Source organism: Thermodesulfobacteriota bacterium (assembly GCA_036397855.1).
Taxonomy (GTDB): domain Bacteria; phylum Desulfobacterota_D; class UBA1144; order Nemesobacterales; family CSP1-2; genus DASWID01.
The window spans coordinates 1-12,937 of sequence record DASWID010000031.1; the positions used below are offsets into that span (position 1 = coordinate 1).

Consider the following 12,937-nt stretch of genomic DNA (forward strand, 5'->3'; position numbering starts at 1 on the left):
ACTGCCGACCTCCGCCCCAGTGGGGCAAGCATTCCCATCGCCTTGTATTTAAATGGCTTCTTACCCTTATCTTTCCTCTTAACAGCGGCAGCAACATTGAAAGCCACACGTTTGCCCTCGCGAGTCGCATGCTGGGCAGTGGGAGGATACGGTTTGCCGGTCTGCGGGTCGGGTATCTGTGCGCAATCACCGAGAGCCCAAACACCCGGGAAGTTGGGTACCTCCAAATATTGGTTGACTTCTATTCTCCCCCTTTCATTTGCGCAGGGTAATTTCCGAACAGCGGGTTGAGGCGCCGTTCCAGCAGCCCAGATCGGGGTTCTTGTCTCCACGAAATTCCCATCCTCAAATTCAACCCTGTCGGATGTGACCGCCTTCACCCTGGTTTGTAATAAAAATTCCATCCCCCTCTTTCGGAGTAAATTAAGACCATAATCCGCCAACCCCTCGCTCATCTCATGCATTATTCGAGTCCCGGGATCTACCACCAATACCTTTACTTCATCAGTTCCTACGCTTTTGTAGAACCTTTGACTGGATTCTACAAAATCATTGAGCTCAGCCGCCACTTCGATCCCGGTATATCCCCCGCCAACTACCACAAATGTCAAAAGCTTACGTCTCGACTCGCGATCTTCCTCCAAATCGGCGTATTCAAACATATCGATAACGTGGCTTCTCAAAATCATAGCGTCAGAAAGATCCTTCAGTGCAAATGAATATTCCTCCGCTCCAGGAACCCCATGATAACCCGTGATCGAGCCCAAGGCTATAACAAGGTAACCATAAGCAATTTCAAACATCTCGCCGGTGTGATGGTGAAAACCCGTTACCGTCTTTTTCTCCAAGTCTATCTTCTGTATCTCTAGTTCTTTAAAAGATGCTTTCTTTAGGCATTCCCTTATGGGTATTACGACGTGTTTGGCATCGATACTACTGGCAACAACTTCTGCAAGCATCGAGGTAAAAACCAGGTAATTATTCTGATTGACAAGGGTTATCTCAACCTCCTCGTCTTCAGAAAAAATCTTCTCTAACTGCTGGGCAGCGTCAAGCCCCGCGAACCCGCCTCCTAATATAAGGATTCTTTTGGATTCATTATCGGTCATCTATAACCCCCTTATATATCTTTGATTCAAACCGGAAATCACATTTTATAATTGAAGTATTCGGTAAAAGGTAAAAAAATCCAATCTCATTCTCCCATGAATGAAGTATGTTTGTCAATAATATGGATGATACAATTCCGTTGAAAATGAATAACGCTGCAGCAGCTTCGAGTTATCGGCACATAAATAAACAGTCCATTGAATCGTTGCTGTAGATGTTAGATTAAGCGGGGGCAGAATCGTAAAAGGTATTTGCTTCTCATATCTTAATTTTCCTTTATAACTTCTTTGTCTTGATACAAAGAAGCAAAAATCAAGGCTGCCCCCTTGTTGTCATTCCCTAAATCCTTAATAGGGAATCCATGCTTTTACCTCTGGATCCCCGACTACTGATTTCGGGGATGACATAGCGACTAAAAAATTTAATTCAACCACAACCCGCAAATTTTTTTTACGTCTTCGTTTCTGATTTTCTTAACGCAATTTTTGGAATGCCAGTTAAAATGAAAATACAAATAAAACTGTAAAAAAGCTTGTCCGCGGAATATCTGACCTTTAAAAGGACGACCGCAAGGTCATGTTTTATCCAACATTTACCATAATATTCTTTAGCTCGCTGAACGTATGCAAGGCCTCTATGCCCCTCAGTGCTCCACCTATTCCACTCTGCTTATACAATCCGGTTTCAGTTTCAGCAAATAGCTTACCGTATGTATTGATCCAAACGACACCGGCCTTGATCATCCTTGCAAGCCTGAGCGCCTTGCTAATATTGCTCGTCCAGATCGCTGCTGACAAACCGTACTTCGTGTCGTTGGCAATTTCAGCGATCTCGTCCAATTCGCTGACCCTTATAATTGACATTACAGGACCGAAAATCTCTTCTTGAGCAATAATCGATTGAGGTGGTACGTCTTCAAATACCGTTGGCTCTATAAAATGCCCATTCGAATATTCATTATCAGTCAACCTATTTCCGCCTAAAACCAAATTCGAAACCTTTTTCCCCTCTTCAATAAACTTCAATACTCGTTTTAATTGGCCATCAGAGATTACCGGACCAACGTCAGTATCTTCATTTAGACCGTTCCCTATCTTCAGCTCTGGTATAAGTTTTGTTATTCTCTCCATGACTTCATCATATATCTTGTCGTGGACAAAGACCCTTGTCCCCGCGAAGCAGATCTGCCCTGCGCTACCAAGCATTGAACCCCTTATGGCACCCTTTACGGCCGCTTCTACGTCCGCATCTTCAAGTATTATATTCGGAGTCTTTCCCCCAAGTTCCAAAGAAAGCCTCTTAATATTCACACTGGCTTCACGCATAACAAGTGCCCCTGCCTCTGTACTCCCGGTAAAACTTATAAAGTCAACGTCTTGGTGTTTCACAAGTTCCGAACCCACCACTTCTCCACTTCCCAACACTAAGTTAATCACACCCTTCGGAATGTCCTTGACATTTTCCAGCATCTTACACAGAAACTCATAAATTGTTATTGGAGTAAAACTGGCCGGTTTGATAACTACTGTGTTACCCGCAGCTAATGCTGGGGCGAGAGAACGGGCAAGCAGCACAATGGGAGCATTCCAGGGGGCAATTATACCTACTACGCCCATAGGTTCCCTAATAATAAAGCTCATAATATCTTCATATGGCAGATTTGTTTTGCCATATACACCCCGGACAAGACCTGAATAGTAATCAAAAAGATCAGCCGCAGAATTTAGCTCAACCCTTGAGTCCCTTATGATCTTGCCGTTCTCAGAGGTTTGGATCTTAGCCATGAATTCAAAGTTATTCATTATTGCGTCATGTAATTCTCTAAGAACATGAACTCGAAATTTCGGATCCTTAGGCCATGAAGATTTCTCAAAGGCTTCTCTTGCAGATTTTATTGCAGAATCGACATCTTCTGAGGTAGATCCTACAAACGTGCCTACCAGCTCTCCGGTTGCCGGGTTATACCTCTCTATTGTGTTACCGCTGCTTCCAGGTGTATATTTTCCACCTATGATGTTTGTAGCTTCCAAGACCATCGATACCTCCTCTCCTCCCAAATGTTAGGAGAAAAAATTAAATAACCTTACTAACTGTATCAAACAGATTCAATAACTGTCAAATCAGGTTCTAAGATACGGAACATCAAAGATCAAGAGACTCCGAAGCAAGCTGAAGGTTATGCGCGTAATTAATACAAAGTCCTCAGGATTATTTAGAGGAATCATGAGTCCCTCGATAACTCAGGAAACCCCTGGTAGCGCGGAGAAAGCAACCCCAAGATATGTGATTGCTTCGTCTCCTGACAATAAACATGAAAACACTATAGAATGATATAGGATAATTCTAAGCTAAAAACTATTCTCCAAACTTAATACCAATATACAATGTGTTATCTCCTCTTTTAACGAGAAAAAGAGCAGAAACACCCTTTTTGACCTCTTCCATTGCACTTCTATAATCATCCAAATTTTTAATCGGTTTCTTGCTAATTTCCAAAATTACATCCCCCGGTTGAAGACCTGCTTCTGCAGCTATGCTACCAACCTCGACATTTGTGATAACGACACCCGTACTCTCTCCCAGACTAAACTGCGAAGCAATTTCTGGAGTTATTTCATTCGCTGTTATTCCTATTTCCTCCTTGATTTCTTCCTCGCCAGGGCCAGCAAGGGTCTCCGGGAGTTTTCCCAGAGTAACCTTAAAATCGCTTACCTTACCATTCCTCAAAGCTTTTACATTTACATCCGAGCCAGGCGCCATCTGAGCGACCATACTGGTAAGTTCCGTCACATCTCCGACTTCCTTACCATTAAAATTCACAATGATATCCCCCCTCTTAATTCCAGCCTTATCTGCGGGACCATCCGGTGTTACATCTGAAACCAAAATTCCCTTAACATCCCTTAAGCCCAATCCTTCTGCAATTTCAGGGGTTATCTGCTGAATTAGAACACCTAACCATCCGCGAATGACTGTTCCAGTCTCTTTCAATTGGTCAATAACTGTTTTAGTCAAATTAACTGGAATCGCAAACCCTATCCCCTGTCCGCTAAAAACTATAGCCGTGTTCACACCCACAACCTCTCCCTCCAGATTGAATAATGGTCCTCCGCTATTTCCGGGATTTATAGGGGCATCCGTTTGAATAAAATCATCATAGCTTCCCATTCCAAGAACCCTGCCTTCAGCACTTACGATACCTGCTGTAACCGTGTGACCTAGACCAAAGGGGTTACCTATTGCTATCACCCAGTCACCTATACGCAACTTGTCTGAATTTCCAAATCTTACTGCCTGTAACTTTCCTTTAGGCGCTATTTTGATAAGCGCCAGGTCGGTTTTTGGATCCTTACCGATAATTTCAGCTTTATATTTTTCGCCATTTTCAAAAATGACCTCTACATCATCCGCTTTTTCAACTACGTGATTATTAGTAACAACATAACCATCCTCACTTATGATGAAGCCCGAACCAAGCCCCCTTTGTTTAAATTCCCTCTGAGGTAATTCACCAAAAAACCTTTCGAAAAATTCACCGAAGGGATCATCTTTTCCAAAGGGTGACTTCCCAAAGGGTGAAGGTCCACGTCCTCCTCTTCGAACCATACCCGTAGTGCTTATATTCACAACAGAAGGCTTTAGTTTTTCAACCAGGTCGGCAAAAGATGGAAGCTCTTCAACCCTAACTATATCGCCCTGATTTTTGGATTCTACGCCCTTTGATTGTTGCTCTTTATTATTACCGCCCTCTTTTTTTGCTGTTTCCTGAACATCGCTTTTCTGACTTGATTTTTCTCTGTCAACCTTCTCACATCCTGAGAAGATCATCATGAAAAACAACGGGACCATAAATCCAAAAATTAAAAGCCGGCTCATTAAAACTCCCTCCTTAGAACTCTGAATTAAGTATAATATAGTGGGAAAAATGCATTAGGCAAGTAAATTATGCTTTTTGTAATTTAGTTCTTACTCTAATAGAAATTTAATACTCATCTTATTCGAAGAGAAGTAATATACCTAGCGGAACCACGTTCAATGCCCAGTGTGAAATCACAGATGGCCATATAGAATGGGACCGAATCGTCATATAGGCAATCGCAATACCCCCTGGAAGAGAAAGCATCAGCTCGAGATCGTTCTTACCGAGATGGATCATTCTAAAGACAGCTCCAGACGCCACAATGGCAAATAGGGATACCCAAGTGAGACCAAACCAATCGAGGATACGATTACTACCGGTATTCGCCGAGCTTTGCGCCAAGCCAAACCATCTGAACACCTTTGTAATAAAATTCCCTTCTACCGGTTCAAAATTTACATCACTTGGCAGGCGCCCCCCAGGGAGCATCAAAGCTGTACAGACCCCTGTCACCAGAAAATGCTCAGGAATCATCGATAGTAGTATCATTATGTACCCTGAGCTAAGAGGATTTTGACCGGTATCGTAATTTTTGCTGTTCAAAAGTAATATACCAAAGGGTATAGCAACCACTATTCCTAAAATTATCATCCTCCGGCCAAGGGTATTGGGCATTCCCATCCCAACATCATTTAATTTTAATCCACTTAAATATAGTAGAGCTGAAGGAATCATCATACCCAGGATAACCCAAACCCCTAGCCATAATGCGACTATCTGATCGTTCTCGTTCCATGATGTAAGAATGTTATCCACCCACCAGGGCTTTAAGAACGCGCTCACTTCCCAAAAAGACCAAACGAATACCAAAATGACGAAAAGGAGCAAGAATGTAACTAGCCAGCCGACAAACGTATGCCCGACTCTGCCCCCAGCAATATCTCTGTTACATGATTCAAAACGCTTTTTCAATTTATTAATCTACTCATGGAGCCATCGACGCTCATAAGGTCTCATGACTGCTCGAGCAGGAGCTCCATCACCCTTTTCTATTTTAATGGGAAGACAAATTAGTTCATAATATCCCTTTTTCACCCCAGAAAGATCGAGCCCTTCTATGATCCAAATACCGGCCTTGAGAAGTACCCGATGAACCTGGTTAATGTTTTTATTATATCCACCTACCGAAAGATAGTCGACGCCGATTGTCCGGACCTTCCTATCAACAAGATATTCCAAAGAATCCGTCGAAATATATACAAAGTCCTCCACGAATTTGTCACTCTTCCAACACCGCTCCGAGTTTATAGTCTTGAAAAGTATTCTTTCACCCCTACGAATACGATGGAGGCGCAATTCATCAGGTTTTATGGATTCAGTGTCCACTATTTCAATGACCCGGGCTTCCCCAATCACTGCCGAAAGAGGAATATCCTGTACTCCAACACCTGATTTAACGAAATGGTATGGCGAATCAATGTGCGTGCCGGTATGTGAGCTCATAAAGATAGTCGAGACGTTGCAGTCGTCATCACTCTCTATCTTAAGCATCCTCTCAATCTTCACTTCAGGATCGCCAGGCCAATGAACCATGCCGCTTCGAAGCGTTACCGATACGTCTACCCAGCCATAACCTGATAGAAACCCATTACTACTACCCTTTTTGCTCGAAGAATACTTAGAAATTTGACGCTCCTGAAATTTATTTATATTGGTCACAGACTAAAATATTAATCGATATGATATTTATGGTATGACCTCAAGGTGATACTTAGGGGCTAGCGCCAGTAGCTTCTGTACCGCTTCTTGACTGACCGGAGGTGGGGCGGATCTGTCCACTAACGACTCACCCACCTCTTCAAAAAATTTCTCGAAACCGGCGGGTGTAATGACAACAAGAAACCTCCCTATCCTTTTCCCCACGTTCTTGAAGGTATGAATCGTGCCTTTAGGAATGTGAACAAACGATCCGGGGGTAGCTATGAAAGTACGCTCGCCATGCAAGAATGTGAAATCTCCCGCCAAAACGTAAAACGTTTCATCTTCGCGATGATGTATATGAGGAGGTGGTCCGTTTTGGCGTTGAACTTCTACTTCGATCATGGCAAATGATCCTCCTGTGTCCTCGCCGACCGCTTTAAATGTGTACAGGTCACCCAACACCCAGTAAGATTTCCCCTCGCCAGGTTCAAGTGCAATAACCCGATTGTTACTACTTTTACAACTATTTTGACTATCTTTCATAATTGTTCCCTCTCCTTTTTAATATGAAATTCAGTAGAGTATGGAAGGCATCCAGAACTCGTCTGGAGCCTCGTACGGGCCGGTTGTCATAAGGTTCATTACTTTGATCGCCCTACAGCCCTCCTTAAGAAGCCTTCTGTAGAGACTGGCCTCACGTATAGGACAAAAGAAGAGTTACGAATCTGGTGGAAAGCAGTGGGGAAATCCCTGGGGAAAAAATGCCTGTCGTGAAGTTCTCTGAAGGATTCAAAGCAGATTCTTCCTATCTCTTCTACATACTTTTGCTCAGCAGGAACCAGTATTAATTCAGTCATTTATGCGCCCGATGATATAAGCAGCTATGTTTTCAGGAGATTTATTTTCAGTTTCAATTATCAGGTCTGCCTTTTCATAAAGGGGAATTCTCATAGAAAGTAGTTCATTCACCTTTTCGAACGGTTTTTCGACCTGAAGAAGAGGACGCGATGTATCATTTTTTATTCTATTCCAGACGACATCAGGAGATGTTTTGAGGTAAACAGTAATCCCCGCCCTTTCCATGACTTCCCAATTCACCTGTCGTAAAACAATTCCACCTCCCGTTGCAACTATCTGACCGCTATTCTTAGAAACTGATCGGAGTTTCATAGATTCTAAATCCCTAAAAAAGTCCTCTCCATGCTCCGAGAATATCCTGGAAACTGTCTTTCCGCACTCACTTTCAATTATCTCGTCGAGGTCACAAAATTTAAGTCGAAGCTTTTTGGCTAGAATCTTTCCAACGCTTGTCTTCCCTGCCCCCATGAAACCTAATAGGTAGATGTTCTTAGAGATTTTATTTTCAATTACCATAATCTTTTCGTAGGCACAGACTTGTCTGTGCTGCTTTCTTTTGTTGCACGAATGAATTCGTGCCTACAATCCTACTTCTCATCAACAAATTAATACATGCAATCTGGCTTTTTCATCACATTAGGCTTATCAAACAGGCATCTTGTTGATACGAACGCCAACATCTTCATCCAACTCATAAAAGCGATAACTTGACCATCTATAATCCTCCGGTTTATCGCATAAGCCGTGCTTTACGGGATTATAATGTATATATTCAATATGCGATCGGTAATCTTCATTAGAACGAATAATATGATCGAGAAATTGATGTTGCCAAAGGCGCCCTTTCCTTCCTATAACCTTATTGATTTCGATTGCCGATCATCCCTTAACAGACTTCATAAAGGCTGAGATAGTACGGTTCTGGCTCTTTGGACAAATCAAGAGATGCAAGTGATCTGGGAGAACAACAAAAGCAATAATTTGCACATGACACTTTTTTGCATATTCGTTTAAAGCTCTAAGCAGAGGTCGAACGCAGTTTTCATTAGTGAAGACAGGTTCGTGATTTTCAACCACAGAGGTGATAAAATAGAGCGAGTCTGTTACATAAAATCTTTTAAGTTCAACCTTTCGGTATCCATAATCCTTCATGATTAACGATTTTTTTGTTTTCCGCACGAATAAATTCGTGCCTACAAACGTGCTACCTAATCACATCACAATTTCTGAATAAGCCCTCTTATATCTTTCTTCTCTATATTTTCCGTCACGAATTTTTCGACATATTTCCCTATTATGTCACATTCTATATTTACCAAATCTCCTGGCTTCGAATCACCAAAAATTGTGGCCTCCTGCGTATATGGAATAATATTCACTGAGAATTTATTACCATCCACTTTATTCACTGTCAGGCTCACACCGTCCACTGCGATTGACCCCTTTTCCACTACATATCTTGAAAGCTCTGGTACCAAAGTGACCCAAATTTCCTTTGATTCTCCCTTCTGCTCAATTGAAGTCATCCTTCCAATCCCATCCACATGCCCATTGACAATATGGCCACCTAGCCTATCTCCCATCCTAAGCGCACGCTCAAGATTTACCCTGCTACCTACCCTGATCCTCGAAAGATTTGTCCTGTCGAGCGTTTCATGAGATGCCTCTACTTCAAATGTACCCTTACCCAATGTTACCACAGTTAGACAGGTGCCATTTATTGATATACTCTCCCCCTGCTCCAGTTCACCAACATTAATTTTGTTTGTTGAAATAACAAAAACAACATCTTTTGCCTTCTTCGTGATCTTATCAACCTTACCCAAATCCTCAACAATTCCCGTAAACATCTTTATCTTCCTTTCTTTAAGAAGAATGTGTCAAAAAGTATCAAAATTACGCCAATTGTTATAGCCGAATCGGCAACATTGAATGGTGGCCACTGATAATGGAGATTTCCAAACCAGTGAAAACCCAGAAAATCGGTGACGTAACCAAATCTGAATCTGTCAATCGAATTACCAATTGCACCGCCAAGAATGAGGCCAAGAGAAACAGTTAAGACAATATCGTCTTCTGCTACTTTCTTTAAAAATATGAATATCGCCAGTATGGCTACAACAAGAACGACAACAAACAAGGGAAATCGCAGGCTTTCGGGTAAATCTCGGAGGATACCAAAAGCCGCACCCGTATTTCTGAGATGTGTGATATCGAAGAATGGTAATACATTTATCCTGGTATAAAGTGGGAGATTAGTCGTGATAATCCATTTACTTATTTGATCAACCACTATTATTACAAGAGAAACAGAAACGGCTAATTTATATTTATTCATACCTTTAGCATGATTATATCGGATCAACAAGCGAGTTCAACAAATTCTGTAGGAGAGCCATCCCTTCGGCAAGGTCAGGACAGGCTTGGCGCGACGTGGAATCGCGGCTAGATGCCGCTCGTATGTGCGGGACTGGAAAGTCCCGCCTATCGTAAGGATAAAAGGATGATATGCCTTTACAGTTTATGGAAGGCCGATTCTTAGGAAAACCACCCTTCGACAAGGCTCAGGGTGACCGGATACGTTATATGGATAGCACCTTAGCCTCAGCACGAACAAGTTCGTGCCTACAGTAATAATTTTTCATTTATTTCAACTTTGCCCACCCACTCCGTTCTACAAAATCAATAGCGTAATCTCTCGATTTACCATCGGGATCAAGGGATATAATTCTTTGAAACCTACTTATTGCTCCATCATAGTCGCCTGTTGAATAGAGATTAATACCAAGAAGCTTTAGATTTTCTAATTCTAGATCCATTGAAGGCAGACCCAACCATTCGGATTGTTTGAGATAGGAGACGGACTTTTCGAATTCCCCGTTTTTGTAAAATATCCGCCCGAGCAAATAATAGGCAGGTGAATAATAGGGGTCATTCCTTATTATTTCTTCCAATGAAGTTACTTGAACTAAATCATCTGTAGTAGAAAAAAACTCCCGACTCTTTTCTTCTATCATCCCGCCAGCCGAGATCGCTGAAATCTTTATGTCCAATTCCCTTTCCAGATCATCTGTAACTGGGAGCATTAGCAGATTTTTAAAGACTGTTTGCGCTTCCTCAACCTGCCCTGTTTGCCAGAGAAGATTTCCTCTCAGGTTTTCAAGAATGGCGTTATCAATATCAGGGAATGAAAAGCCATTTTCGAGAAGCTTTCTCAGCTCGTCATAATCTTTATCAAAATAGTAGGAGTAAGCGAGACTTTCGATAACTCCTGGATCATCTGGATTTAATTCAGAGGCCTCAAGAAAGAGGTTTTTTGATCCGTAAAAATTGCCATCATCAAATTCCTTAACCCCCATTTGTTTTAACACCCCAATCCTTCTTGGACACCTACCCTGAAATATACTGGGTTCTTGAAACACGTATATTGCAAGACTATTTAACTTTGGAGGAATCGTAATTCCATCTAAGAAAGATCTCCATTCCTTTGTAAGCTCATCCAGACTGTTCCCATAAACCGAAAAGTCTCCGGTTTTATAAAGAACTTTGAATCTTTCAATTCCGTATCTACCAATCAGATACCGTGAAAAGGAACCCATAAGCGTATAACTTTTTCTTGGAGGCGCATACCAGAATCCAACACCGACTATGGACTTTATGTCGGGAGCATCTCCCAAATCAATCATTGCTTTTGACCATTGGTGATGTGTGTAGCTATCCCTGCTCCAATCGGAAGCTACTGCAAGCCCTTCAATCAGCCCAACTTTAGGGCTAATATGAAGAATATTCATCCCAAATCCGGAAGACATAACATGCGCAAGCTCATGCTTTAAGACTGGATCGGGAAATGTATCGTAAACAAGATGGATTTCATTCTTGACAGGATTTGCTACGGTGGTCTCACCAGCCCCAATCAATTTCTTCCTCGTCTCTGTATCGGGATAAATATAGGATCGGATCTTCTCGCCTGGATTGACCTTGAACAGATCTTTTAATTGATTGAACCTCCATTCATGATCATCTGCGATGAGGCGAATATTTTGCGCTACTTTAGTACCCGGAGAATAATAAATCACAAAATGCTCTGTTTCATAAGATGAATTCAGGTAATTTTGAGTTATATATTTCCTGGTATAGCTTATTCCAATCTCATTTTCGTTTAGGTAACCAATGATTAAAACACCAACGATTGATAAAAAAATCAATATATCCCAAAAACCCCCCACCCCATGTTTAAATCCGCTGATTAGCCTGACGGAAATCAGGAAAAGGATTCCCCAGCACAAAGTCAGAATTCGATAGACTATAAAGGTTGTTGTAATAGGAATGACTTCATCGTATAGAGGACCTGGGAAATACCCGATAACAATATTATAGAAAAAAAATGAAGCATCATTATAAACTCGCCATATGGAAAAACAGATTGTGGAAATAAGGATAAGCGCAGCTACCAAGAATCCCCATCTTGAGAAAAGGGTTCCGCACAAAATACCCAAGCCGGTTGAGAAAAACACCGTAACAAGAGGAATCAAGAGATAAAAATAGAGTCCCTCTCTTATAAAGCAATCCTGTTTCAGCATAGAACTTGCAAGGCCTATTACAAGGGGACAGAATGCGATCAAATAATTAGTTATGAAAATTGTAGATATTAGATCACCGAATCTTTTTTGACTTCGGAACTTTGTACTAAATTCAATGCCTGCGAATTTTGAGGATATAAAAACTGATCCAAAAGCTAAAATAAACGAACTCGCTAAAGAGTACTCATACCCCAGTGTTCCAATAAGAGGTAAGAAGGTTATTGCTATTGATATTAGTATCACTAAAGCAATTGATATAATGACTTTGATTGAAAAGAATATGTCTCTTAAAAACATCGGTTAGCGCTCCGAATTCCTATACAATGAGTACCATTAATATCGGCTTGGTTGAAAAAAATACATCAATACTCTTAAATAATGAATAACCCTGAGCGAATCTTTAGATTATTAGCACATGAACAAACAGTCTCTTCGGTCATTGCTGTAAATGTCAAGTAATTGGACGACAGAATCCAAAAAATAATAAATTTTCTCGAAACTTACTCATCTGTCATCCTCGAATGTTTTAATCGGGGATCCATGGTTTAGTCTTTTATTTTCTTTGTCTTGATACAAAGAAACAAAAATCAAGGGCTGACAAAAAATTAGGATTTATTAAAATCTAAGGGATTGTCCCCGAATTATCTAACATTTACAATCGCGAGGGTATCGAAGCGATCTCGTAGCTAACATGATGCGACTAACCCTGCGGGAAGCCGAGGCCGATTCGTGAGTTCAGTAAACCTATACTGAGCTATTCAAGAGAATTTACATCCTTCTTTTCAGGCTTCCAATTCTTTGTTGATCCTCTCTGCTGTTTTTTTCGCGT

Annotated in this window: 11 protein-coding genes; all 11 read right to left on the reverse strand. The window is 41.4% G+C overall.

Annotated elements, in window-relative coordinates:
* The coding region (locus VGA95_02535) for an NAD(P)/FAD-dependent oxidoreductase (GenBank protein ID HEX9665411.1) at positions 1-1,109 on the reverse strand (1,109 nt) is incomplete at its 3' end.
* A 582-nt stretch (positions 1,110-1,691) separates the two neighbouring features.
* On the reverse strand, positions 1,692-3,146 hold the full coding sequence (locus VGA95_02540; GenBank protein HEX9665412.1) for an aldehyde dehydrogenase family protein: 1,455 nt from the start codon (positions 3,144-3,146) through the stop codon (positions 1,692-1,694).
* Between the two features lie 319 nt (positions 3,147-3,465).
* The gene (locus VGA95_02545; GenBank protein HEX9665413.1) at positions 3,466-4,986 is read right to left on the reverse strand and encodes a DegQ family serine endoprotease; all 1,521 of its coding nucleotides are present in this window, start codon (positions 4,984-4,986) and stop codon (positions 3,466-3,468) included.
* A 118-nt stretch (positions 4,987-5,104) separates the two neighbouring features.
* Positions 5,105-5,941: a CPBP family intramembrane glutamic endopeptidase gene (locus VGA95_02550; protein ID HEX9665414.1), complete on the reverse strand. Its 837-nt coding sequence runs from the start codon at positions 5,939-5,941 to the stop codon at positions 5,105-5,107.
* Positions 5,942-5,950: 9 nt separating this feature from the next.
* Positions 5,951-6,688: a cyclase family protein gene (locus VGA95_02555; protein HEX9665415.1), complete on the reverse strand. Its 738-nt coding sequence runs from the start codon at positions 6,686-6,688 to the stop codon at positions 5,951-5,953.
* A 27-nt stretch (positions 6,689-6,715) separates the two neighbouring features.
* Positions 6,716-7,213, reverse strand: a complete 498-nt coding sequence (locus tag VGA95_02560) for a quercetin 2,3-dioxygenase (GenBank protein ID HEX9665416.1) — start codon at positions 7,211-7,213, stop codon at positions 6,716-6,718.
* 98 nt (positions 7,214-7,311) lie between these two features.
* Complete coding sequence (locus tag VGA95_02565; GenBank protein ID HEX9665417.1) at positions 7,312-7,527, reverse strand: hypothetical protein; 216 nt, start codon at positions 7,525-7,527, stop codon at positions 7,312-7,314.
* The gene (locus VGA95_02570) at positions 7,520-8,044 is read right to left on the reverse strand and encodes a shikimate kinase (protein ID HEX9665418.1); all 525 of its coding nucleotides are present in this window, start codon (positions 8,042-8,044) and stop codon (positions 7,520-7,522) included. The genes VGA95_02565 and VGA95_02570 overlap by 8 nt, the downstream gene beginning before the upstream one ends.
* Before the next feature lie 701 nt (positions 8,045-8,745).
* Positions 8,746-9,378, reverse strand: a complete 633-nt coding sequence (locus tag VGA95_02575; GenBank protein HEX9665419.1) for a riboflavin synthase — start codon at positions 9,376-9,378, stop codon at positions 8,746-8,748.
* Between the two features lie 2 nt (positions 9,379-9,380).
* The gene (gene lspA, locus VGA95_02580) at positions 9,381-9,866 is read right to left on the reverse strand and encodes a signal peptidase II (protein HEX9665420.1); all 486 of its coding nucleotides are present in this window, start codon (positions 9,864-9,866) and stop codon (positions 9,381-9,383) included.
* 307 nt (positions 9,867-10,173) lie between these two features.
* Complete coding sequence (locus tag VGA95_02585) at positions 10,174-12,405, reverse strand: hypothetical protein (GenBank protein ID HEX9665421.1); 2,232 nt, start codon at positions 12,403-12,405, stop codon at positions 10,174-10,176.
* Positions 12,406-12,937 lie beyond the last annotated feature (532 nt).